The organism is Salmonella sp. SAL03688 (assembly GCF_046551895.1).
Taxonomy (GTDB): Bacteria; Pseudomonadota; Gammaproteobacteria; order Enterobacterales; family Enterobacteriaceae; genus Salmonella; species Salmonella enterica.
This window is the reverse complement of the sequence record NZ_JBGDVI010000014.1, coordinates 77,634-99,914: the sequence shown is the minus strand read 5'-3', so window position 1 is coordinate 99,914 and position 22,281 is coordinate 77,634. Positions and strand designations below refer to the sequence as shown.

Below are 22,281 nucleotides of genomic sequence, written 5' to 3'. Positions count from 1 at the left end.
ACTTCCTGTGAAAAATGAAGGCATATACTGAGAAAAATGAGCTGATGTTTAGATAATTCTGAATAACTGTAATCAAAAGGTAAATATACTTATGCACACTGGAAACGACGTAGATATGGTCTATAGTCATATGGCATTAAAATTTGCGCCTTAAAACTGTTGGGCCGATTGTGGCACCGCAAGGGCGTAATACTCTGCAGGAGACAACAATGAAAATTTTCCAACGCTACAACCCGCTACAGGTGGCGAAGTACGTGAAGATCCTGTTCCGTGGACGGTTATATATCAAGGATGTTGGCGCTTTTGAGTTCGATAAGGGTAAGATTCTTATCCCAAAAGTGAGAGACAAGCAGCACTTGTCTGTGATGTCTGAAGTTAACCGTCAGGTTATGCGTCTGCAAACTGAGATGGCGTAACCAAAAGTGCTATGCAGTAGGTTAAAAAAGTAAAAAAAAACGGCTCCTGAATCAGGAGCCGTTGATGTTTCTGGCAAACGGATTTCAGGCCGCGCTGTCTTCTTTACCTTGCGCATCGGGCAGTTTCGGCGCCGGTACGTTGCTTTTATTGTCGAGACGCGTCACCAGCAACTGATCGATACGGTAGTTGTCGATATCCACCACTTCAAATTTGTAGCCGGAAAACTTCACCGAATCAGTACGTTTTGGGATCTTGCGCAGCATAAACATCATAAAGCCGCCAATGGTTTCATAGTTGCCGGATTGCGGAAACTCATCGATATCCAGCACGCGCATGACGTCGTCAATCGGCGTGCCGCCGTCAACCAGCCAGGAATTTTCATCGCGCGCCACAATTTGCTCTTCCAGTCCCTGGCCGACCAGGTCACCCATTAGCGTGGTCATCACATCGTTCAGCGTAATGATACCGACGACCAGCGCGTATTCATTCATAATGACCGCGAAATCTTCGCCCGCCGTTTTGAAACTTTCCAGCGCCTCAGAAAGGGTCAGCGTATCCGGCACAATCAAGGTATTGCGAATTTGCACGCCGCTATTCAGCGCCATACTTTGGTTCGCCAGCACGCGATTCAGCAGATCTTTGGAGTCTACATAGCCGATGATGTGGTCGATATCTTCATTACACACCAAAAATTTTGAGTGCGGATGTTCGGCGACCTTTTTCTTCAGGCTTTGTTCGTCTTCGTGCAGATCAAACCAGATGATACTTTCGCGCGACGTCATAGAAGACGGTACGGTGCGGGATTCAAGTTCAAACACATTTTCAATCAGTTCGTGCTCTTGCTTGCGCAAGACGCCCGCCAGCGCGCCGGCTTCCACCACTGCGTAAATATCATCAGAAGTAATGTCGTCTTTCCGCACCATTGGAATTTTGAACAGGCGGAAGATGTTGTTTGCCATGCCGTTAAACAGCCACACCAGCGGGCGAAAAACGAACAGGCAGAAGCGCATCGGGTTGATGATACGCAAAGCCACAGCTTCTGGCGCAATCATACCGATGCGTTTCGGGGTTAAATCCGCGAACAGGATAAACAGCCCCGTCACCAGCGAGAAGGAGAGAATAAAGCTCAGCTGCTCGGAGAGTTCTGGCGACATATAGTGCGAGAAAAGGGCGGAAAAGGCGGGCGAAAATGCCGCATCGCCGACGATACCGCCAAGAATAGCGACGGCGTTCAGGCCAATTTGCACAACGGTGAAAAACATGCCGGGATTTTCCTGCATTTTCAATACGCGTTGTGCGTTGATACTGCCTTCATCAGCTAATAACTTAAGTTTAATCTTACGTGATGCGGCAAGCGAGATCTCGGAGATGGAGAAGAACGCACTTACAGCGATCAGGCAGAATATAATGAATATACTGTTTAACATATCTTATCCGGCGAAACGCCAGATCCTCGGAAGGGAAGTTTATAAATCCGTGTGGTAACGTTTAATGAAAACCGGCTCGTAGCAGTGAGCCGATAAGTTCAGGGCTAGTATAGCGTAAGCTACTGTAAAGTCGCCAGAGGGTTCATTTTCAACTCCGACAAGTTCCCCCTACGCCAGCGTCGTCACGCGTCAGGCGGCAGGCAAACGCCGATCCCGCCAATCCCGCAGTAACCGTATGGATTTTTGTGCAGATACTGTTGGTGTTCATCTTCGGCGTAGTAAAACGGCGTCGCATGGGCGATTTCCGTGGTAATAGGGCGATGGTCTCCGGCGGCGGCCATTGCCGACTGAAAGCGCTCGCGACTGGCGTGAGCGGCGGCATTCTGTTCCGGCGTTAAGGGATAAATCGCAGAACGGTATTGCGTACCGTGATCGTTACCCTGTTGCATCCCCTGCGTCGGATCGTGATTTTCCCAGAAGGTCTGTAAAAGCTGCTCATAACTGATAACGGCAGGATCGTACACTATCCGTACCGCTTCGGCATGACCGGTCTGCCCGGAGCAGACTTCCCGGTAGGTTGGATTAGGCGTGTAACCGCCTGCATACCCTGCCGCGGTGCTATATACGCCGGGCAATTGCCAGAATAAACGTTCTACGCCCCAGAAACAGCCCATAGCGAAGTAGGCGATCTCCATCCCGGCAGGGACATTGGTCATAGAGTGTTCATTTACCGCATGCAGAGTGGCGATCGGCATCGGGGTGTTGCGTCCTGGTAACGCATCTGCTTGAGTAACCAGATGTTTTTTATCAAATAAACTCATGAGCTATTCTCCCGAAAGCGTTAATTGGCGTTAAGGTTGTAACGAGACGCATCTTTGCACACAATAACAACATTAATGTATCTGGATTTAACCATAAGAAATATTTGGGCAGTCGTCTGCTTTTCAATCGAAATTGTTGATTTTATGTTAAGCCGCGGAGCGGTAGTGTGATTTTTTCCAGGGGTGGGAATAGGGGATATTCAGGAGAAAATGTGCCACATATCCGTCAGTTATGTTGGGTTAGCTTACTGTGCCTGAGCAGTTCTGCGGTAGCCGCAAATGTTCGTCTGAAAGTCGAAGGGCTATCCGGAGAGCTGGAAAAAAACGTTCGCGCACAGCTCTCTACGATTCAGAGCGATGAGGTGACGCCGGATCGGCGCTTTCGCGCCCGAGTTGATGATGCGATTCGCGAAGGGCTTAAAGCGTTAGGCTATTACGAACCCACTATCAAATTCGACCTGCTTCCACCGCCTGCGAAAGGACGGCAGGTATTAATCGCCAGGGTTACGCCCGGCCAGCCGGTGTTGATTGGCGGTACAGAAGTCATTTTACGCGGCGGCGCGCGCACGGACAAAGATTATCTGGCCTTACTGAAAACGCGTCCGGCAATCGGCACGGTGCTCAACCAGGGAGACTACGACAATTTTAAAAAGTCGTTAACCAGCGTGTCGCTACGTAAAGGCTATTTCGACAGCGAATTCATTAAAAGTCAGTTGGGAATTGCTCTGGGCCGTCATCAGGCGTTTTGGGATATTGATTATGATAGCGGTGAGCGCTATCGCTTCGGACCTGTCACCTTCGAAGGTTCGCAGATTCGTGATGAATATTTACAAAATCTGTTGCCGTTTAAAGAGGGCGATGAGTACGAGTCGAAAGATTTGGCGGAACTAAACCGCCGGCTTTCCGCTACCGGATGGTTTAATTCTGTCGTAGTGGCGCCGGAATTTGAGAAATCGCGTAAAACAAAAATTCTGCCGTTAAAAGGCGTGGTATCGCCGCGAACCGAAAACACGATTGAAACCGGGGTGGGGTACTCCACCGACGTCGGGCCGCGCGTGAAAGCGTCGTGGAAAAAACCGTGGATGAACTCCTACGGTCATAGCCTGACCACCAGCACCAGTATTTCTGCGCCGGAACAGGTGCTGGATTTTAGTTATAAAATGCCGCTGCTGAAAAACCCGCTGGAGCAATACTATCTGGTCCAGGGCGGTTTTAAACGTACCGATTTGAATGATACGGAGCAGGACTCGACCACGCTTGCCGTGTCGCGTTACTGGGACCTTTCCAGCGGTTGGCAGCGGGCGATTAACCTGCGCTGGAGTTTCGACCACTTTACCCAGGGGAACGTCACCAATACCACCATGCTGTTCTACCCGGGCGTGATGATCAGCCGAACCCGCTCGCGAGGGGGACTGATGCCAACCTGGGGCGATTCGCAGCGCTATTCAGTAGACTATTCGAATACGGCCTGGGGCTCCGACGTGGATTTCTCCGTGCTGCAGGCGCAAAACGTCTGGATTCGGACTTTGTACGATCGCCACCGTTTTGTGATGCGCGCCAATTTGGGCTGGATAGAAACCGGTGATTTCGACAAAGTTCCGCCGGATTTACGTTTCTTCGCCGGGGGCGACCGCAGTATTCGCGGCTATAAATACAAATCTATTTCGCCTAAAGATAGCGACGGCAATCTTAAAGGCGCCTCAAAACTGGCAACCGGATCGCTGGAGTACCAGTATAACGTCACCGGCAAATGGTGGGGGGCAGTGTTTGTCGATAGCGGCGAGGCGGTGAGTGATATTCGCCGTAGCGATTTCAAAACCGGGACCGGGGTCGGCGTGCGCTGGGCGTCGCCGGTTGGGCCTATCAAACTCGATTTTGCCGTACCGGTCGGCGACAAAGACGAACACGGTTTACAGTTTTATATCGGTCTGGGGCCTGAATTATGAGTTTATGGAAGAAAATAAGCCTCGGCGTGTTGATTTTCATTGTGGTGTTACTGGCGAGCGTTGCGTTTCTGGTCGGGACGACGACGGGGCTGCATCTGGTATTCAGTGCGGCGAACCGCTGGGTGCCGGGGCTGGAGATTGGGCAGGTCACCGGCGGCTGGCGGGACTTATCGTTAAAAAATATCCGCTATGAGCAGCCGGGCGTTGCGGTGAATGCGGGCGAAATTCATCTGGCCGTCGGGTTTGATTGCCTGTGGCGCAGTAGCCTGTGCGTCAATGATCTGGCGCTAAAAGACATTAATGTCGCTATCGACAGCAAAAAAATGCCACCCTCCGAACCGGCGCAAGAAGAGGAAGAAAGCGGACCGCTGAACCTCTCCACCCCCTGGCCCATCACGCTGTCGCGCGTGGCGTTGAATAACATCAATATCAAGATTGATGACACTACCGTTTCGGTGCTGGATTTTACCTCCGGGCTGGCATGGCAGGAGAAAAACCTGACCCTGAAACCGACGCGGCTTCAGGGACTGCTGATCGCTCTGCCGAAGGTCGCTGACGTGGCGCAGGAAGAGGTGGTTGAACCCAAAATCGAGAAACCTCAACCGGATGAAAAGCCGCTTGGCGAAACGCTAAAAGATCTGTTTGCAAAACCGGTAATGCCGGAGATGACCGATGTTCACCTGCCGCTCAATCTGAATATCGAGTCATTTCGCGGCGAGCAGCTACGCATCACCGGCGATACCGATCTGACGGTGCGCACGATGCTGCTTAAAGTCAGCAGTATCGACGGTAATATGAAGCTGGATACTCTGGATATCGACGCCAACCAGGGCACGGTGAAAGCCTCTGGTACGGCGCAGCTCGCCAATAACTGGCCGGTTGATATTACGCTCAACAGTACGCTGAATATCGATCCGCTAAAGGGTGAAAAGATAAAACTCAAGGTCGGCGGCGCGTTACGCGAACAACTGGAGGTCGGGGTGAACCTTTCCGGGCCGATGGATGTCGCGCTTCGCGCCCAGACGCGGCTGGCGGAGGCCGGTTTACCGCTCAATCTTGAAGTCGTCAGCCAACGCATTGCCTGGCCATTGACGGGTGATACCCAGTTTCAGGCTGACGATCTGAAGCTCAAACTGAGCGGTAAGATGACCGACTATACGTTGTCGATGCGAACCGCCGTGAAAGGACAAGATATTCCGCCGGCGACCATTACGCTGGATGCTAAAGGGAATGAGCGGCAGATTAATCTCGATAAACTCACCGTCGCCGCTCTGGAGGGAAAAACCGAACTGAAAGCGCTGGTGGACTGGCAGCAGGCGATTAGCTGGCGTGGCGAACTGACGCTGAATGGCATCAATACCGCTAAAGAGATCCCGGATTGGCCCGCGAAGCTTAACGGCGTCATGAAAACCAAAGGCAGCCTCTACGGCGGCACCTGGCAGATGGATGTTCCGGAGCTCAAGCTGACCGGCAATGTGAAGCAGAACAGCGTTAACGTCAACGGGACGCTAAAGGGCAACAGCTACATGCAGTGGACGATCCCGGGGCTGCACCTTGCGCTGGGCCCAAACAGCGCCGATATAAAAGGCGAGCTTGGCGTTAAGGAGCTGAATCTTGACGCCGCCATCGATGCGCCAGGGCTGGATAATGCGCTGCCAGGACTGGGCGGCATGGCAAAAGGAATCGTTAAAGTCCGCGGTACGGTAGAAGCGCCGCAGCTGTTGGCGGATATCACCGCCCGCGGTCTGCGCTGGCAGGATCTGTCTGTCGCCCAGGCGCGCATTGAGGGCGATATTAAATCCACCGATCAGATAGCGGGCCATCTCAACGTTCGCGTAGAGCGGATTTCGCAACCCGACGTTAACATCAATCTGGTGACGCTTGACGCCAAAGGCAGCGAGAAGCAGCATCAGCTACAGCTCCGTGTTCAGGGAGAACCGGTATCCGGTCAACTCTCCCTGACAGGCAGTTTTGATCGCGAGGCGGCGCGCTGGAAAGGGACGTTAAGCGACACCCGTTTCCAGACGCCAGTGGGGCCATGGTCGTTGACCCGCGCGATTGCGCTGGACTACCGTAATAAAGAACAGAAAATTAGTATCGGGCCGCATTGTTGGCTGAACCCGAACGCCGAGCTGTGCATCCCGCAAACCATTGATGCGGGCGCCGCAGGACGGGCGGTGGTCAATCTCAACCGCTTTGATCTGGCGATGCTGAAGCCATTTATGCCTGATACCACTCAGGCCAGCGGGATCTTTAGCGGGAAAGCGGACGTGTCGTGGGACACCACCCAGGAGGGATTGCCGCAGGGGAAGGTCACGCTTTCCGGTCGTAATGTGAAGGTCACGCAGACCGTCAATGACGCGCCGTTACCGGTCGCGTTTGAGACGCTGAACCTCAGCGCCGATCTGCACAATAATCGCGCCGAGTTGGGATGGCTGATTCGCCTGACGAATAATGGTCAATTCGATGGCCAGGTGCAGGTAACCGATCCTCAGGGGCGGCGCAATCTCGGCGGTAACGTCAACATGCGCAATCTCAATCTGGCGATGATCAACCCTGTCTTTTCGCGCGGAGAAAAAGCGGCGGGAATGTTAAACGCCAGGCTACGTCTGGGCGGCGATGTACAAAGCCCGCAGTTGTTTGGTCAGTTGCAGCTTAGCGCGCTGGATATTGACGGTAATTTTATGCCGTTTGAGATGCAGCCGAGCCAGCTCACCATGAACTTTAGCGGGACGCGTTCGACGCTCGCCGGTATCGTGCGAACACAACAAGGGCAAATTAACCTGAACGGCAACGCCGACTGGAGTCAGATTGACAACTGGCGCGCGCGGGTGACGGCGAAAGGCAGCCGGGTGCGGATTACCGTTCCGCCGATGGTGCGCCTGGATGTCTCGCCGGATGTGGTCTTTGACGCGACGCCTTCGCTGTTCACGTTGGATGGGCGTGTGGACGTTCCGTGGGCGCGAATTGTGGTGCACGACCTACCAGAGAGTGCGGTTGGCGTCTCCAGCGATGTGGTTATGCTCAATAATGACCTGCAACCAGAAACGCCGCAGACAGCGTCTATTCCCATCAACAGTAATCTGACGGTCCACGTCGGCAACAACGTGCGCATCGACGCCTTCGGGCTTAAAGCGCGTTTGACCGGCGATTTGAAAGTCGCGCAGGATAAGCAGGGGCTGGGGCTGAATGGTCAAATCAATATTCCTGACGGCCGATTCCGCGCCTACGGCCAGGACCTGCTTGTCCGTAAAGGCGAGCTGCTGTTCTCCGGCCCGCCGGATCAGCCGCTGCTCAATATCGAAGCGATCCGTAACCCTGACGCCACCGAAGACGATGTCATTGCGGGCGTGCGCGTCACAGGCACTGCTGATGAACCCAAAGCGGAAATCTTCTCCGATCCGGCGATGCCGCAGGCTGAAGCGCTTTCTTATCTGCTGCGTGGGCAGGGGTTGGACAGCAATCAGAGTGATAGCGCAGCAATGACTTCCATGCTTATTGGCCTGGGGGTTGCGCAAAGTGGTCAGGTTGTGGGTAAAATCGGAGAGACATTCGGTGTAAGTAATCTGGCGCTGGACACGCAAGGGGTGGGCGATTCGTCCCAGGTTGTGGTCAGCGGCTATGTACTGCCGGGTCTACAGGTGAAGTATGGTGTAGGGATATTTGACTCTCTGGCGACGCTCACGTTACGTTATCGCCTGATGCCTAAGCTATATCTGGAAGCAGTGTCTGGCGTAGATCAGGCACTTGATTTGCTCTATCAGTTTGAGTTTTAGCAATGCGAATATTTGTCTATGGCAGTTTACGACAGAAACAAGGCAACAGTCACTGGATGACCAATGCCCAATTGCTTGGCGATTACCGTATCGATAACTACCAGTTGTATAGTCTGGGCCACTATCCAGGCGCAGTTCCGGGAAACGGAGCGGTATACGGTGAAGTTTATCGAATTGATAACGCCACGCTGGCCGAACTTGATGCTTTGCGCACCAGGGGCGGTGAATACGCACGCCAGTTAATCCAGACGCCTTACGGCAGCGCATGGATGTATGTATATCAACGTCCTGTTGATGGGTTAACTCTGATTGAAAGCGGTGACTGGTTAGACAGAAACCAGCCCTGAACTGAACACGCCACCCTCGGGTGGCGTTGTTTTTTACATTCTGGCTGATGGCGCTAGCGCCGGGCATGGTGAGCTCTTATTCTGCCGTAGATCAATAATGACGCGCCGCCCAGGATAACAATGCATCCGAGAACCATAAATCCCTGCATATAGCTGCCGGTTGTTCGGTAAAAATAGCCGACCATTAGGCCTGCCAGCGTACCGCCGCCGCCGGCGCCGATGCCATTAATAATACCGGAGGCTGGGCCAATCGCATGGGGTTTAACGTTCGACTGGATAATCGACCAGATGTTGGGGGTAAAGCTGGCGGCATAATAACCCATCGCCAGGGTAATGAGCGTGATTTTAAAGCCCGGCGCATCGACAAATGGCAGGAGAAATAACATCACGCCGGGGATTAGTAGGCCCAGTGAAGCAATAAGTACACGCTTTTGTGTCTTATCACTGATCCATGAGATAGGGATTGCCAGTATAACCGCAGTCAGATAAGGCAGAGAACTGACCAATGCTTTACTGAATCCGGTATAGCCGAGAGAATTGACAACCATGGGTATCCATAACGTAATTCCCCAGAACAACATCCCTTGAGTGATGTAGGTAAAAATAAGGAGTAGGAAGGGGGTTCCGCCCAGCGATTCCAGGGTAAGCTTAGTTTTCTCTGTTGGCGCCGGCGCACGATAATAAGGCGCTTCTTCCTGTTTTTTCAGCATTGTTATATAAAGTGGAACTACAACAACAATGCCGATCACACCAGTGATAATAAAAACATTTCGCCAACCGAAGGCAGCATCCAGCGGGGACAAAATCATAAATCCCAGGCCTAATGCCAGGAACTGTCCATAATACTGGATAATGCTGTTCGCCTGCGTCCGTTCTTTGTCTGAAAACCAGTCGCTGGCGAAGCGGGACTGCTGCGGCCAATAAATGCCTTCGGTAATGCCAAGCACCAGCCGACAAATCAAAATAACGTACACTGACGAGGTAAATCCGACAAAAACGGTCGCAATCGACCAGATTAGCACCATCAGAATGACTATTTTTTTCGGATCGTATCGCTGGGTAAATACGCCGCCAAAAATATTTGAAAAGGCATAGCCAATAAGAAATATGGTTAATACAATGCTGGCCGTTGCGCCATCAATATTCAGGTCGTGTGTAATCGTAGGTAACGTAACGGAAAGATTAGAACGGTCAAGATAAGCAACAAAAAGGCCGAACATTAATGTCGCGCCGATCCGTAGCCATTTTTGCATTGAGGTCATTTTTCAACTCCGTTTGGCCGCGCGCCAAAATCAATTTGACGAAATAATATCTCACCGGATTTTATGGTCATTTGTGGTACCAGCACATGCGTCCCCGTGAGCGTTTCACCATGAATATCGGCAAATTCAACATGCCTGTTTTTTAATTTAAAGATGGCGATATCGGCAAATGCCCCAGGGGCCAGCGTACCAATTTCTGCTGCCATGCCCAATAAAACTGCTGGGGTATGGGTACAGGCGTTAATGACATCGGTAAGCGCGACGCCGAGTGCTAAATATTTCGATAAAATCCATGGTAAGGCGTAAACAGGCCAGGCGAGTTTAGTGATGGTTGAGAGATCGCTACTGATGATATCCGGAAGAAAGCCATTGGCGATGGCTCGGCGTGCCGTGTTCATTGAAAAATGGCTGCGACCATTGGCGGCATCAAATATAACGCCTCTTTCCCTTGCCTGACGGACTTCGGCTAAGACAGCGCCTTCATCAGTAAGAATGGTGCTACCTTTGCCGTGAAACGCATGAGCGATAATATCGCCGCGGCGTAGCAAGGAGACAAGTTCTTTCATGGGAACGACGGGATGAGTCGAGTGTATTGCCACGGGGCACCTTAAATCGTTGGCAATACGAAGGGATTCAGTCAGCGGTTTTAAGCCATATTCAGCAATGTCCTCAGTCTGAACCTTGAGTTTTAATCCCTGAAGAACGATGCGATACTGGCGAAACAGCGCGTGGATCTTATTTTCATCAATATTGTCAGGATCATAATTTTCTTGTGACCAGGTTTGGCCCGGCGGCGACACGGTCAGAAACGCTTTGATTCGAACTTTGCTGGCGCAAATCACCGTTCGGTAGAAGGCATCAAAGTTTGCCGTACCGGCAGAACCTGCATCCACGACGGTGGTGACGCCATTCGGCGGCATGTACATATCAGGCCTGACGCCGCCTTCCGTCGCGTCATAAAAAACATGCGCGTGATAATCGATAAGACCGGGAGTGACGATCATACCGTCGGCATGGATAATCCGGGTCTCCGAAGTTACAGGATATTTATCGGCATCAACGATAATATCGTTAATGATGCGTAACTTGTTAATCTCATTAATATTACGAGCGGGATCGATGATATGTCCACCGGTAATTAATATATCATTTTTCATCATAATCTCTTAAAATAGTAAATAATTATGGCAGCCATTAAAAATATATTAAAAAGTGTGTTTTGAGCGGATATTATGTTGGATTAAAAATACGGTTATTGGTAGGGAGAGCTTAGGATACCTTATTAAAAAGGTAATCGGGCCTATGCACTAAATAAGAATTTAGCGCTTGCTAATATTTAGGGCGTAAGTCCAGAGGAGTCTGCGGGCATTCACAAAACAATTATTATCTTAAGCTTTTTAGAGAAAATGTGAGCGTATTCAACCCTTTTTAATAAAAAATAAGGTAAAGTCTTATTCATTCCGTGAATGTTAAACTAATAATGATAAAAATTGTGTTCTATTCATTAGCCAATAAAAAGGCCCTCATTACTATGAGAGCCTTTATCTTGACACTTATGTAAAAGCGAACTTATTTCTTCGCTGCGCGCTCGAAGGAGGCAACGATTTCCGCTTTAGCCGCTTCGGCGTTGTCCCAACCGTCAACTTTCACCCATTTGCCTTTTTCGAGATCTTTATAATGCTCGAAGAAATGAGTGATCTGCGCTTTCAGCAGTTCCGGCAGATCGTTCACATCTTTAATGTGATCGTACTCTTTGCTCAGTTTGGTGTGCGGTACGGCAACCAGTTTCGCATCTTCACCGGATTCGTCGGTCATTTTCAGTACGCCAACCGGACGGCAACGGATGACGGCGCCTGGCTGCAGCGGGTACGGCGTCGGGACCAGAACGTCTACCGGGTCGCCGTCCAGAGACAGGGTATGGTTGATGTAACCGTAGTTGCACGGATAGAACATCGCGGTGGACATGAAGCGGTCAACGAACAGCGCGCCGCTCTCTTTGTCAACTTCGTATTTGATCGGATCTGCGTTAGCCGGGATCTCGATAACGACGTAGATATCTTCCGGCAGTTCTTTACCCGCCGGGACGTTGAGTAAGCTCATGTCTGTTTCCTTTGAATTTATGACAAACAAGTGGCGAGTATTATAGCCAACTCACGCCGAAAGTCTTCGCTTGTTTTCGTTTCCGCCTCATCTGGCGCGTCGTTGCGGAGCATGAACGCCAAAGGTTAAGAACCGGAAAAATCACGTGTCTGATAAGGCAACGCCGCCATCGGACATGTTATTGCCCAATGGCGGCTTCATGCGTTATTCCGCATGGTGGTAAAGATTACGCGTCCGGGTATTCGCGGATAAAGCGTTCCACATCGTCAACCATATGGCGGTTGCCGACGAAGAACGAGCGGCGCTGGTGCAGGCTTTCCGGAATGATATCCAGAATACGTTCTTTACCATCGCTTGCTTTGCCGCCGGCCTGTTCCGCGAGAAACGCCATCGGGTTGCACTCATACAGCAGACGCAGTTTTCCCTGCGGATGGCTGGCGGTGCTGGGGTAGAGATAGATGCCGCCTTTCAGCAGGTTGCGGTGGAAATCGGCCACCAGAGAGCCAATGTAACGTGAGGTATAAGGGCGACTTGTTGAACTATCCTCTTCCTGGCAGAATTTGATGTACTTCTTCACTCCATTCGGGAACTTAATGTAGTTGCCTTCGTTAATGGAGTAGGTTTTACCCTTTTCCGGGAAACGCATACGTTCCTGGCACAGACAGAACACGCCTAACGACGGATCGTAGGTGAAAGCGTGTACGCCGCAGCCGGTGGTGTAAACCAGCATGGTGGACGAGCCATACACGACATATCCCGCTGCGACCTGTTTGTTGCCGGGTTGCAGGAAATCTTCTTCGGTGACCGGCGTGCCGACGGGCGTCACGCGGCGATAAATCGAGAAAATCGTACCGACAGAGACGTTAACGTCGATGTTAGAAGAGCCATCCAGAGGGTCCATCAGCACCACATATTTCGCGTGTTCACAGCCTTCAAAGACGACGATTTCGTCCTCTTCTTCCGATGCGATGCCCGCTACAATATCGCGCGCTTTTAGTGCAGCTTTCAGTTTCTCGTTCGCGAACAGATCGAGTTTCTGCTGAACCTCGCCCTGTACGTTCTCAGCACCGCTGGCACCCAGGATATCGACCAGACCGGCCTTGTTGATATCGCGGTGGATGATCTTGGCGCCCAATTTTATTGCCGACAGCAAAGCAGTGAGCTCACCGGTAGCCTGAGAGAACTCGTGCTGCTTTTCGACAATAAATTCACCTAACGTTTTCATAACACTTTCCCTGCAATTGATTGGAGTAAAGCGACCGTAACAATCTTAACAAACATTTCAGATGATGCGCTCAGGTGAATCGCGCCAGCAAAGTACAGATTTACCTGAAATGCGTTTCTCACTTGCCAGACATGTGCGTAAAATGGCTCGCAGATAAAAAAAGGATAGTGACGTATGCGCATTCATATTTTGGGAATTTGTGGCACTTTCATGGGGGGGCTGGCGATGCTGGCTCGCTCGCTTGGTCATGAAGTAACGGGTTCGGACGCCAATGTGTATCCGCCGATGAGTACCTTACTTGAGAAGCAAGGCATTGATCTGATCCAGGGTTATGACGCCAGCCAGCTCGATCCGCAGCCGGATCTGGTGATTATCGGCAATGCGATGACGCGCGGGAATCCGTGCGTGGAAGCGGTGCTGGAAAAAAACATTCCCTTTATGTCTGGTCCACAGTGGCTGCATGACTTTGTGTTGCGCGATCGCTGGGTACTGGCGGTCGCCGGTACCCACGGCAAAACCACGACCGCAGGCATGGCGACCTGGATACTGGAAGCGTGCGGGTACAAACCGGGCTTCGTGATCGGCGGCGTACCGGGCAACTTTGAGGTTTCCGCGCGCCTGGGCGAGAGCCCGTTCTTTGTTATCGAAGCGGATGAGTACGACTGCGCGTTCTTTGATAAACGTTCTAAATTTGTGCATTACTGCCCGCGTACGCTGATCCTCAACAACCTTGAGTTTGATCATGCCGACATCTTCGACGATCTGAAAGCGATCCAGAAGCAGTTCCACCATCTGGTGCGCATCGTGCCGGGGCTGGGGCGCATCATCTGGCCGGAAAACGACATCAACCTGAAACAGACCATGGCGCTGGGCTGCTGGAGCGAGCAGGAGCTGGTGGGCGAGCAGGGACACTGGCAGGCGAAGAAGCTGACTACGGATGCTTCCGAGTGGGAAGTGTGGCTGGACGGCGAAAAAGTCGGCGATGTGAAATGGGGCCTGGTCGGCGAACATAACATGCACAACGGGCTGATGGCGATTGCCGCCGCGCGCCACGTGGGCGTCGCGCCCGCAGAAGCGGCCAGTGCGCTGGGGTCATTTATTAACGCCCGCCGCCGTCTGGAGCTACGCGGTGAAGCGAACGGCGTGACGGTGTATGACGATTTTGCTCACCATCCGACGGCAATTCTGGCCACGCTGGCGGCGCTGCGCGGTAAAGTGGGCGGCACCGCGCGCATTATCGCAGTGCTGGAGCCGCGCTCTAACACGATGAAGATGGGGTTATGCAAGGATGACCTGGCGCCGTCGTTAGGGCGTGCGGATGAAGTGTTCCTGCTGCAGCCGCCGCATATTCCGTGGCAAGTGGCGGAAGTCGCCGAAGCCTGCGTACAGCCTGCTCACTGGAGTGGAGATGTCGATACGCTGGCGGAAATGGTGGTGAAAACCGCACAGCCTGGCGATCACATCCTGGTGATGAGCAACGGCGGTTTCGGCGGCATCCATCAGAAATTGCTGGATGGGCTGGCGAAAAAAGCTCAGAACGTAACAGCGTATTAAATGACTATGCGGTCAGCCAGCCTTGTGGCTGGCTGTTTTATATGGGGCATCTTGCCATCGAAAGCGCATTCCGCTCGCCGGGAGACGTTAAAGCAATACTGAAAAATCATTTGCCGCTCAGTATTGAAAAAGAGTAGACGCATATCCTTAAAGTAATCAGTGTAATACACTAAGAGTGTTCCGCCGGTTGCCGTATGCGGGACGAAAAGAGCCAGTTCGCAATAAAAGATGAAGGTTTCGTGATTTATAAACGTCATCTTCTGCCTTTCAACGTTTGCGATGCCGCCTGGCTGCGGGCATCGTCCAGTCATAACAATGCTGATCCTGTCGCATTTATGCGGTCAGATTCAGATTGCTCAGAACCCAGCCCGCCAGCAAATTCTGTACTGAAGGTAACCACAGCGCAATTTGAATGTTGTTAACTGCATGTTCAGTTCATTTGTGCTAATATGGTTATTTACGAAATTTTCGTTCTATTAGAGTATCATGCATGTCTAAACATCAAACTCAACTTTCCTTACTGCAGGATGATATCCGCAGTCGCTATGACAGCCTTAGCAAACGTCTTAAACAAGTTGCTCAGTATATTCTGGATAACAGTAATAGCGTTGCTTTTGACACGGTAGCTTCCATCGCGCAACATGCCGATGTTCCCCCTTCGACACTGATTCGTTTTGCTAATGCGTTTGGTTTTAGCGGATTTAATGAAATGAAACAGGTATTTCGCCAGCACCTGATGGAGGAAACTGTAAGCTATACCGAGCGGGCGCGTTTGTTCAGACAGAAAAATGCGGATGAAGGGGAACCTACCCCGGAAAAGCCGGGTGAAATTCTGAAGCTATTTTCAATGGTGAATGCACAGGTATTACAACAATTACCGGTGCAGATTAAAAATGAGCAGTTGGATGCGGCGGTAAATCTGTTAGCGAAAGCCGACAATATTTATGTGATTGGATTACGTCGTTCGTTTAGCGTGGCCAGTTATTTAACCTACGCATTGCGTCATCTGGAGAGACGGGCATTTTTAATTGACGGTATTGGCGGAATGTTCTCTGAACAGCTAAGTATGGTCAGCCCCGACGATGTCGTTATTGCCATCAGCTACTCGCCTTACGCGCAGGAAGTGGTGGAATTAGTCGAGCTTGGCGCGAAACGCGGTGCGCACCATATTGCGATAACCGATAGCCAGGTCAGCCCGCTGGCAGCGTTCAGTGAAGTCTGTTTTGTGGTACGTGAAGCGCAGGTCGATGGTTTCCGTTCTCAGGTCGCGTCCATGTGTCTGGCGCAAACGTTAGCGGTTTCACTGGCGCTGGCGACGGAGTAAAAAAACAAGCCGATGATCGTATTTAGCGATCATCGGCATTGTGGTGAAACTTAATCAGAATAACGTTCGGTTTGAATTGGCTGCAGTTTTTTTCTGCGTTTTGCTAACACTACGCTCTCCATTTTCTCCAGCGAAATGCCTTTTGTTTCCGGCAGGTAACGGCAGATAAAGAAGTAACTGAAGATGCAGCAGATGGCAAATATCCACATTGGAAATGCGCCGTGGAAATGCGAAAGTAAATACGGGTTTTCATTAATCATCGGGAAGAATTGCGAAACTAAAAAGTTTGCCATCCACATAAATCCGACCGAAATACTCATTCCCTGCGACCTCATCCGGTTAGGGAATATTTCAGAAATAAGCACCCATGCGCCCACGCCCCAGGAAAGCGCGTAGAAAATCATAAAGAACAGCATACCGAATAGCGCGAAATAACCGGTTGCCTGGCTGTACAGCGCCCATGAAGTGAGCAACAAGCCGATGATGCTGCCAATAGTGCCTTTACGCATCAGCGACAAACGCCCCATCTTATCCATAATCATTGCGCCAATAATGGAACCGATAAGCTGAATCACGCCGATCCAGATTGTCTGGAACAGGGCCTCCTGGGCGCTACCGGTCACATCCTTAAGGACGATTGGCGCGTAATACATCATGACGTTAACCCCTGTTACCTGTTGCAGCATAGCGATCATGCAGCCCAGAATCAGGATGAAACGCACGTTCCCGTCGCGGTAATTGAGTTTTTGATGGGCGTTTAGTTGGTCATTTTGCAGTGAGGTTTTTATATCGGCAAGAAGATGTCTGGCATGTTCTTCGTTGGATATTTTGGTCAGTATTTTTAGCGTCTCCTCCTCGCGACCAATCATCATCATCCAGCGGGGAGATTCCGGGATTAAAAAGACTAAAATACAGAACAAAATGCAGGGAATAATACCCGCAGCAAACATATAGCGCCAGCCAAGTTCAATGAGCCAGGTATCCGCTGCAATCGATGCTATTTTGTAGTTAACGTAGAAGATCAGAATCTGACCGAAAACGATAGCGAACTGCTGCATACTTAATGCTCTGCCGCGCATGTTTTTCGGTGAGACTTCAGACATATACATCGGTGATACTGTTGCCGCCAGGCCGACTGCCAGTCCACCGATAATGCGATAAATCACAAAATGGGTGAACGTGTAGGAGAGGGAAGTGCCCACTGCGGAAATAGTGAATAACAGCGCTGAAACCATCAATGATTTCTTGCGTCCAAAACGTTTGGATAAATATCCGGCGCTAAACGAACCAATAACGCACCCCACCACAACGCAGGAAACCGCCCAGCCGGTCTCAGCAGGAGATAGATGAAAGTAGCTGGTCAGTGAACCAATCGCACCTGAAATAACAGCAGTATCGTAGCCAAATAATATTCCGCCCAGTGCGGCAATCGCGCAGATGCGTAATATGTAACCCGTATTATAACAACTATCTGATGTGGACATAGGTAGATTATCTCCAGAATAAACTTCATCTATCTGTTTGAATTTAGTGAACAAATAGACAAATTCATCTTATGTCGGTCATTGCCGTAGCTCTGCCGACGATCTTATAGCTATTGAGAACTCTCGTTTCACAACCTATGTTTTAATTTCAAAACCATCAATAATGAAACTTATGTTTTGTTATGGGTATCACATTTCGAATTTCATAATCTTGGCGTTTTTTATCGTTAAGATGCTGCGTTTTGCGCAGTGCCATCATCTATCTTGTTGAATTTACTTGATTTTATTGCTTTCGTGACAGTGCCTGAATTCAATTTGTCAGGGGCCGTACTTTTTGTTCTTTCCTGGAATATCTCCATTTCGTGATCTTTTGCATGGAATTTTTCTTCTAATGAATGCAAAAATAAAATGAAAAATTTCATTGGTGTGTTGTTTCCTCAACAGGCAAGGGAGGGATTATGTCTCAGAGAAGTAAGTACAATTCGGCCTATGTGTACGTCCTGTGTTGTATTGCGGCGCTGGCTGGATTGATGTTTGGTTATTCAACGGCGGTGATTACCGGGGTGGTATTGCCTTTACAGCAGTATTACCAACTGACGCCAACCGAGACCGGATGGGCCGTTTCCAGTATCGTGATTGGTTGTATCATCGGCGCGCTGGTCGGTGGAAAAATTGCCGATAAACTGGGGCGTAAACCTGCGCTTCTGATCATTGCGATCATTTTTATCGCTTCTTCCTTAGGGGCGGCGATGAGTGAATCGTTCATGATCTTCTCCCTTTCCCGCATTGTGTGTGGTTTTGCGGTTGGGATGGCCGGAACGGCATCCACCATGTATATGTCTGAACTGGCGCCTGCTGAAATTCGCGGCAAAGCGCTGGGCATTTACAATATCTCCGTGGTATCTGGCCAGGTTATCGTGTTTATAGTCAACTATCTGATAGCAAAAGGAATGCCTGCTGATGTGTTGGTTTCCCAGGGCTGGAAGACTATGCTTTTTGCCCAAGTGGTACCCTCCATTGCGATGTTAGCGATTACGCTTTTCCTACCCGAATCACCGGCATGGTGCGCCCGTAACAACCGCAGCGAAGCTCGTTCGATAAAGGTGCTTACCCGGATCTACAGTGGATTAACGGCCACAGATGTGGCCGCTATTTTTGACAGCATGAAAGAAACCGTACGTCCACAGGACAACGTCGCCGGGGGAGAACGCACCAACCTGAAAAGCTCGCCGGTGCTCCGCTATATTCTGTTGGTTGGATGCTGTATCGCCGTTTTGCAACAGTTCACAGGCGTTAACGTAATGAACTATTATGCGCCGCTGGTGTTGCAGAACAGCAGTACCGAAGTGGTTATGTTCCAGACCATTTTTATCGCGGTATGTAATGTGGTGGGCAGTTTTATCGGCATGATCCTGTTCGACCGCTATGGCCGTATACCGATTATGAAAATTGGTACCATCGGCTCAATTGTCGGCCTGTTGATCGCGTCATACGGTTTGTACACCCACGATACAGGCTACATTACCATCTTTGGCATCCTGTTTTTTATGCTGCTGTTTGCCGTCAGCTGGAGCGTTGGCGCATGGGTACTGATTTCTGAGGTTTTCCCTGAAAAGATAAAAGGTTTTGGGATGGGGCTGGCGGTGAGTCTGATGTGGATAGCCAACTTCCTCATCTCACTGTTGTTCCCGGTCATAAATGATAACACCTGGCTGCAGGAGACCTTCGGCGGCGCTTTCTCGATGTGGATTTTTGTCGTCTTTAATTTGGTCTGCTATGTCTTTATTTCTCGTTATGTGCCGGAAACAAAAGGGGTGCCGCTAACAGAAATTGAACGGCTGGCCGAGAACAAGCTGCGTGAAATTCAGGGGAAACGTCGCGATGTAATAGCCTGATACCTCTCCAATATTAGCGGAGAATATCCAGGGATATTCTCCGCTGGTTACACAACCTTTACTCCCTCCAGCGAGTGCGCACAGGATATACCCTGTTGAAACCTCCCCAGTGTTTACCACCTCTACGTAACTACTTGATCCATAATAATATCGGCAAATAGGGTAAGTCTTCTTCTGCATCATTATTTTATTGCGTATTCCTGGTGGGGGCCGTGCCGTAAATACGCTATATACAAAACAGGGAAATAATTTAAGAGAAGGCGGATAGCGATCTTATGAGCGTGTGTGGCGCTGAGTTGAATAAAAAAGCCAGCCGCAGAGGACGGCTGGCAAAGTACCACTCAACGAAGTGTTATCGCGGGTAGTCTGGTGAGTTAATCCACGCGTGGTTCTCTTCCCAGGTGAAACTCCATTTTCGTAGCGGGCCGGCCATCACGTTCAGATAGTAGTTATCGTAACCCGCGATGGTGGCAACCGGGTGGTAGCCTTTAGGTACTTTCACTACATCCCGGTTATAGACCGCCATACATTCATCCAGGCTGCGATCGTCGGTGTAGACGCGCTGTAAGCAGAATCCCTGAGGTGGATTGAAACGGTGATAGTACGTCTCTTCCGGATAGGTCTCCTGGCCTTCAACTGCCGTATCGTGCTTGTGCGCGGGCCAGGAGCTGGTATCGCCTTCATTAGTGTACACTTCAACGACTAGCAGGCTGTCGGCGAGCTGGCTATCAGGAAGGATGTTATGCACCAGGCGCTGATTGCGCCCTTTTCCCCGATGCTCTACCCCGACCTCTTGTGGCGAGATCAGACGTACCGGAAGCTCTCCGAATCCCGGCGCGCTGCATACGGCCAGCTCAAGGTCGGTTTCGGCTGTCACTTTCGCCTCCGTATGATGGGGGAGGTAAACCGAATAAGCCGGAATGCGTTCAAACGGACTCATGCGCTGACCAATCCGATAGAAAAAACTGTCGGCGGCCTTAACGCTGACCAGCCCGGCAACCAGCACCAGACAGCGTTCACGCTCATCGGACGGCAGGGTTATCGACTCTCCAGCCTTTAACTGCCAGACATCAAAACCGACATACTCCCAGCCTGCATTTTGAGGGGAAATGTGTTGGATATTTCCCGACTCAGAGGTACAGGTACTCAGCAAGTTGGCCATAATCTTCTCCTTCCTGAAAGCGTATTAACCGAGAGTCGGCATACTGAACTCCGATACGATCTGCTGTCCGTTCGGCCAACGCGAGGTAACGGTTTTCATCCGGGTATAGAAGCGCACGCCATCCGGCCCATGGACGTTCAGGGCGCCAAACACCGAGCGCTTCCAGCCGCCAAAAGAGTGAAATGCCATCGGAACCGGAACTGGAATATTAATACCGACCATCCCAGCTTCAACCGACTGGGCGAATTCGCGCGCATAGTGACCGTTGGTGGTGAAAATCACGCTGCCGTTGCCGAATTCATGGGAGTTTACCGTGCTAATGGCGGTGGCATAATCCGGGACGCGCACAATTCCGAGAACCGGGCCAAAAATTTCTTCACGCCAGATGGTCATCTCAGGCGTGACGTTATCAAACAGAGTGCCGCCGACATAAAAGCCTTCAGGATATCCCGCCACGCTATAGTTGCGGCCATCCATGACCAGAGTTGCTCCCTCGCTAACTCCTTTGTCGATGTAACCCAACACTTTCTGTTGATGAGCACGTGAAACAACCGGGCCCATTTCATTTTCATCTTTGCCGCGCAGCTCTCCCGGGCCGATACGTAGCGCCGCAATCAGCGGTTTCAGGCGTTCGATCAGACGGTCCGCCGTTTCATCGCCCACCGCGACCACTACCGGCAGCGCCATACAGCGTTCGCCCGCGGAACCAAATGCTCCGCCCATAATGGCGTTGACGGTGGCGTCCAGGTCTGCATCCGGCATGACGATTGCGTGATTTTTGGCGGCCCCGAAGGCCTGTACGCGTTTGCCATGGGCGCTGGCGGTGGTATAGATATGTTCCGCGACGGCGGAGGAACCGACAAAGCTGACGGCCTGTACGCGAGGGTCGCTGGTCAACAGGCTAGCCGCCTCATTGCCACAGTGAACAACGTTAAACACGCCGTCCGGCAGGCCAGCCTCCTGCAGAAGCTGCGCCATACGTAACGATGCGGACGGCACCAGTGCGGGCGGCTTCAGGACGAAGGTATTGCCGCAAGCCAGAGCAACCGGGAACATCCACATAGGCACCATTGCCGGGAAGTTAAACGGTGTGATGCCTGCCACAACCCCAAGCGGCTGCATTAATGAAAAGCTGTCAACGCCTGAGCCGACGTTAAAGGAGTACTCTCCTTTGCTGAGGTGCGGGATCCCGCAGGCAAATTCGACAACCTCTATGCCGCGCGTCAGTTCGCCAAGCGCATCTGACCAGACCTTGCCATGCTCGCTGACGATCAGCGCCGCCAGTTCGTCCCGATGCTTTTCCAGTAATACTTTGAATTCAAAAAGGATACGTGCCCGGCGTAGCGGAGTCATTTTACTCCATGCCGGAAAAGCCTCATGTGCGCTTTGAATTGCCGCCAGCATCTCCTCTCGGGTGCTCTGGGTGACCTGACGAATTACTTTACCGGTGGCCGGATTAGTCACCGGTAGCGTCTCGCCGCTGCTGCTCAGTGTCGTTTTACCATGAATAAAATTGCCGACTGTTTCCATCTCTTTTTTAT

Annotated in this window: 17 protein-coding genes; 7 read left to right on the top strand and 10 right to left on the bottom strand. The window is 51.1% G+C overall.

The features are described from left to right. Positions 1–209 precede the first annotated feature (209 nt). On the top strand, positions 210–416 hold the full coding sequence (locus tag ACLJR2_RS15330) for a DUF1107 domain-containing protein (protein WP_000689229.1): 207 nt from the start codon (positions 210–212) through the stop codon (positions 414–416). A gap of 84 nt (positions 417–500) precedes the next feature. Here ACLJR2_RS15330 and ACLJR2_RS15325 read toward each other — a convergent pair whose 3' ends face one another. Both ACLJR2_RS15325 and msrA read right to left on the bottom strand, forming a co-directional pair. Beyond that, positions 501–1,844, bottom strand: coding sequence for a hemolysin family protein (locus ACLJR2_RS15325; protein ID WP_000934974.1), 1,344 nt, complete (start codon positions 1,842–1,844; stop codon positions 501–503). 182 nt (positions 1,845–2,026) lie between these two features. Continuing rightward, positions 2,027–2,665, bottom strand: coding sequence for a peptide-methionine (S)-S-oxide reductase MsrA (gene msrA, locus ACLJR2_RS15320; protein WP_000051471.1), 639 nt, complete (start codon positions 2,663–2,665; stop codon positions 2,027–2,029). A 212-nt stretch (positions 2,666–2,877) separates the two neighbouring features. Here msrA and tamA point away from each other — a divergent pair, with 212 nt between their 5' ends. From tamA to ACLJR2_RS15305, 3 genes are read left to right on the top strand one after another with little or no spacing between them, the layout of a single operon-like run. Continuing rightward, entirely contained in the window at positions 2,878–4,611 is a 1,734-nt protein-coding gene (gene tamA / locus ACLJR2_RS15315) for an autotransporter assembly complex protein TamA (RefSeq protein WP_001120230.1), read from the top strand. Next, complete coding sequence (gene tamB, locus ACLJR2_RS15310; RefSeq protein WP_000060817.1) at positions 4,608–8,387, top strand: autotransporter assembly complex protein TamB; 3,780 nt, start codon at positions 4,608–4,610, stop codon at positions 8,385–8,387. The genes tamA and tamB overlap by 4 nt, the downstream gene beginning before the upstream one ends. 2 nt (positions 8,388–8,389) lie before the next feature. Beyond that, the gene (locus tag ACLJR2_RS15305) at positions 8,390–8,734 is read left to right on the top strand and encodes a gamma-glutamylcyclotransferase (protein ID WP_001219167.1); all 345 of its coding nucleotides are present in this window, start codon (positions 8,390–8,392) and stop codon (positions 8,732–8,734) included. A 53-nt stretch (positions 8,735–8,787) separates the two neighbouring features. On the opposite strand, the gene ACLJR2_RS15300 is transcribed toward ACLJR2_RS15305, so the two are convergent. From ACLJR2_RS15300 to fbp, 4 genes are all read right to left on the bottom strand, one after another. Beyond that, the gene (locus ACLJR2_RS15300; RefSeq protein ID WP_000203131.1) at positions 8,788–9,996 is read right to left on the bottom strand and encodes an MFS transporter; all 1,209 of its coding nucleotides are present in this window, start codon (positions 9,994–9,996) and stop codon (positions 8,788–8,790) included. Next, positions 9,993–11,156: a metallo-dependent hydrolase gene (locus tag ACLJR2_RS15295; RefSeq protein ID WP_000977194.1), complete on the bottom strand. Its 1,164-nt coding sequence runs from the start codon at positions 11,154–11,156 to the stop codon at positions 9,993–9,995. Before ACLJR2_RS15295 ends, ACLJR2_RS15300 begins: the two co-directional genes overlap by 4 nt. Positions 11,157–11,565: 409 nt before the next feature. Next, positions 11,566–12,096 (bottom strand): inorganic diphosphatase, encoded by a 531-nt coding sequence (gene ppa / locus ACLJR2_RS15290; protein ID WP_000055079.1) that lies wholly within the window; start codon positions 12,094–12,096, stop codon positions 11,566–11,568. Positions 12,097–12,322: 226 nt separating this feature from the next. Then, entirely contained in the window at positions 12,323–13,321 is a 999-nt protein-coding gene (gene fbp / locus ACLJR2_RS15285; RefSeq protein WP_000853764.1) for a class 1 fructose-bisphosphatase, read from the bottom strand. A gap of 174 nt (positions 13,322–13,495) precedes the next feature. On the opposite strand from fbp, the gene mpl reads away from it, so the two are divergent. Next, entirely contained in the window at positions 13,496–14,875 is a 1,380-nt protein-coding gene (gene mpl / locus ACLJR2_RS15280) for a UDP-N-acetylmuramate:L-alanyl-gamma-D-glutamyl-meso-diaminopimelate ligase (RefSeq protein ID WP_001219823.1), read from the top strand. Between the two features lie 490 nt (positions 14,876–15,365). Next, positions 15,366–16,199, top strand: a complete 834-nt coding sequence (iolR, locus tag ACLJR2_RS15275; RefSeq protein ID WP_000033840.1) for a myo-inositol utilization transcriptional regulator IolR — start codon at positions 15,366–15,368, stop codon at positions 16,197–16,199. A gap of 50 nt (positions 16,200–16,249) precedes the next feature. Here the strand turns inward: iolR and iolT1 are convergent, their stop codons facing one another. Both iolT1 and ACLJR2_RS15265 read right to left on the bottom strand, forming a co-directional pair. After that, on the bottom strand, positions 16,250–17,683 hold the full coding sequence (gene iolT1, locus ACLJR2_RS15270; RefSeq protein WP_000107709.1) for a myo-inositol import MFS transporter IolT1: 1,434 nt from the start codon (positions 17,681–17,683) through the stop codon (positions 16,250–16,252). Positions 17,684–17,910: 227 nt separating this feature from the next. Further along, entirely contained in the window at positions 17,911–18,105 is a 195-nt protein-coding gene (locus ACLJR2_RS15265) for a hypothetical protein (RefSeq protein WP_000667713.1), read from the bottom strand. A 36-nt stretch (positions 18,106–18,141) separates the two neighbouring features. On the opposite strand from ACLJR2_RS15265, the gene iolT2 reads away from it, so the two are divergent. Then, on the top strand, positions 18,142–19,578 hold the full coding sequence (gene iolT2, locus ACLJR2_RS15260) for a myo-inositol import MFS transporter IolT2 (RefSeq protein ID WP_000083109.1): 1,437 nt from the start codon (positions 18,142–18,144) through the stop codon (positions 19,576–19,578). Positions 19,579–19,930: 352 nt separating this feature from the next. Here the strand turns inward: iolT2 and iolB are convergent, their stop codons facing one another. Together iolB and iolA are read right to left on the bottom strand one after the other, a co-directional pair. Beyond that, positions 19,931–20,740 (bottom strand): 5-deoxy-glucuronate isomerase, encoded by an 810-nt coding sequence (gene iolB / locus ACLJR2_RS15255; protein WP_001534487.1) that lies wholly within the window; start codon positions 20,738–20,740, stop codon positions 19,931–19,933. 24 nt (positions 20,741–20,764) lie between these two features. Further along, the gene (gene iolA / locus ACLJR2_RS15250; protein ID WP_000450729.1) at positions 20,765–22,270 is read right to left on the bottom strand and encodes a malonate-semialdehyde dehydrogenase IolA; all 1,506 of its coding nucleotides are present in this window, start codon (positions 22,268–22,270) and stop codon (positions 20,765–20,767) included. Between the last annotated feature and the right edge of the window lie 11 nt (positions 22,271–22,281).

What these genes read in the sequence shown, in the direction of transcription:
- ACLJR2_RS15330 (WP_000689229.1), top strand. Translation starts at nt 210, where the DNA reads ATGAAAATTTTCCAACGCTACAACCCGCTACAGGTGGCGAAGTACGTG.
- ACLJR2_RS15325 (WP_000934974.1), bottom strand. Translation starts at nt 1,844, where the DNA reads ATGTTAAACAGTATATTCATTATATTCTGCCTGATCGCTGTAAGTGCG.
- msrA (WP_000051471.1), bottom strand. Translation starts at nt 2,665, where the DNA reads ATGAGTTTATTTGATAAAAAACATCTGGTTACTCAAGCAGATGCGTTA.
- tamB (WP_000060817.1), top strand. Translation starts at nt 4,608, where the DNA reads ATGAGTTTATGGAAGAAAATAAGCCTCGGCGTGTTGATTTTCATTGTG.
- ACLJR2_RS15305 (WP_001219167.1), top strand. Translation starts at nt 8,390, where the DNA reads ATGCGAATATTTGTCTATGGCAGTTTACGACAGAAACAAGGCAACAGT.
- ACLJR2_RS15300 (WP_000203131.1), bottom strand. Translation starts at nt 9,996, where the DNA reads ATGACCTCAATGCAAAAATGGCTACGGATCGGCGCGACATTAATGTTC.
- ACLJR2_RS15295 (WP_000977194.1), bottom strand. Translation starts at nt 11,156, where the DNA reads ATGATGAAAAATGATATATTAATTACCGGTGGACATATCATCGATCCC.
- ppa (WP_000055079.1), bottom strand. Translation starts at nt 12,096, where the DNA reads ATGAGCTTACTCAACGTCCCGGCGGGTAAAGAACTGCCGGAAGATATC.
- fbp (WP_000853764.1), bottom strand. Translation starts at nt 13,321, where the DNA reads ATGAAAACGTTAGGTGAATTTATTGTCGAAAAGCAGCACGAGTTCTCT.
- mpl (WP_001219823.1), top strand. Translation starts at nt 13,496, where the DNA reads ATGCGCATTCATATTTTGGGAATTTGTGGCACTTTCATGGGGGGGCTG.
- iolR (WP_000033840.1), top strand. Translation starts at nt 15,366, where the DNA reads ATGTCTAAACATCAAACTCAACTTTCCTTACTGCAGGATGATATCCGC.
- iolT1 (WP_000107709.1), bottom strand. Translation starts at nt 17,683, where the DNA reads ATGTCCACATCAGATAGTTGTTATAATACGGGTTACATATTACGCATC.
- ACLJR2_RS15265 (WP_000667713.1), bottom strand. Translation starts at nt 18,105, where the DNA reads ATGAAATTTTTCATTTTATTTTTGCATTCATTAGAAGAAAAATTCCAT.
- iolT2 (WP_000083109.1), top strand. Translation starts at nt 18,142, where the DNA reads ATGTCTCAGAGAAGTAAGTACAATTCGGCCTATGTGTACGTCCTGTGT.
- iolB (WP_001534487.1), bottom strand. Translation starts at nt 20,740, where the DNA reads ATGGCCAACTTGCTGAGTACCTGTACCTCTGAGTCGGGAAATATCCAA.
- iolA (WP_000450729.1), bottom strand. Translation starts at nt 22,270, where the DNA reads ATGGAAACAGTCGGCAATTTTATTCATGGTAAAACGACACTGAGCAGC.